Source organism: Novosphingobium malaysiense, assembly GCF_000802225.1.
Lineage (GTDB): Bacteria > Pseudomonadota > Alphaproteobacteria > Sphingomonadales > Sphingomonadaceae > Novosphingobium > Novosphingobium malaysiense.
This window is the reverse complement of record NZ_JTDI01000022.1, coordinates 1-1,063: the sequence shown is the minus strand read 5'-3', so window position 1 is coordinate 1,063 and position 1,063 is coordinate 1. Positions and strand designations below refer to the sequence as shown.

1 protein-coding gene is annotated in these 1,063 nt (G+C 58.9%); it reads right to left on the bottom strand.

Going from position 1 to position 1,063, the window contains the following annotated elements; genetic code table 11:
* Positions 1-819, bottom strand: an 819-nt coding sequence (locus LK12_RS23305; RefSeq protein WP_156135603.1) for a flavin-containing monooxygenase, incomplete at its 3' end; no start/stop codon positions are given.
* Positions 820-1,063: the final 244 nt, after the last annotated feature.

The following is a 1,063-nucleotide window of genomic DNA, read 5'->3' as shown; positions in this document are numbered from 1 at the left end:
GTCCACGGCATTGCGTCCTACCGGACTGTCAAATGCCATCCCGAATACATGCTTGCGGCACTTTTCGATGATCGCGTCGTAATTGGATTTGATCTCGCTTTCCCACTCGGGGGTCATTGGTCTTTGCATGGCCGGCAGGATGTAATTCGGTGTTCGCTGGAAGACCGTGACGCTTGCCGCTGTTTCGGCCACAACGGGCAGCATCTGTACTGTTGTAGCCCCGGCGCCGATGATGGCGATCTTCTTGCCGGCGTAATCCAGTCCTTCCTGCGGCCAGCGTGAGGAATGAAACAGCGGGCCCTCGAACCGGTCCATGCCTGCGATTTTCGGGATCATGGGCTCGGATATCATGCCCATGCCACTGATGAAGTACTTGCAGGTGAACGTCTCTCCATCGCGCGTCTTGACTTGCCATCCGCACAGGTCGTTCATGTATTTCGCCTCGACGATCTCCGTGTCGAGTTGGATATGGGGCCACATGTGGAACTTGTCGGCGATGAAATGCATGTAGGCGTGGGTTTCCTCCCAGCCCGGATAGCGCTTGGTCCAGGACCACTCCTGGAGCGCCTCTTTCGAGAAGGCCAGGCAGTAGTAGTAGCTCTCGCTGTCGGTGGCAGCGCCCGGGTAGCGATTCCAGGTCCATGTCCCGCCGACGTCGGATGCCTTATCGAAGATGCGAACTGACAGCCCCAGTTCCCGCAGGTAGTGAATTAGGGCCAGACCGGCGAAGCCGGCGCCGATGCCGATTGCGTCGAAGTCGAAAGCGGGTTTGCTGGTGTGCGCTCCGGCCTCGGCGATAGTGGCGTTTTCAGTGTTCATTCTTCCTACTCCCCAAGGGCGAGCGGTACCTGTCCGGTTGCCGCTGCCTTGTTCTGATGATTATGTCCGGCGCCATCAGCCGGGACGTTACGTCATCACGTCTCTCCGGGATCGGTGATCCCGAGTTCCGCGAGGATTGCCGCGCGATCGGAATCGCGTTTCCACATGGTTGGTTGCACGGGATGGGTGCCCACGAAACGAGGGGCGGGACGAGGCTGCACATAGCCCTTGTCTTCAACGTAAC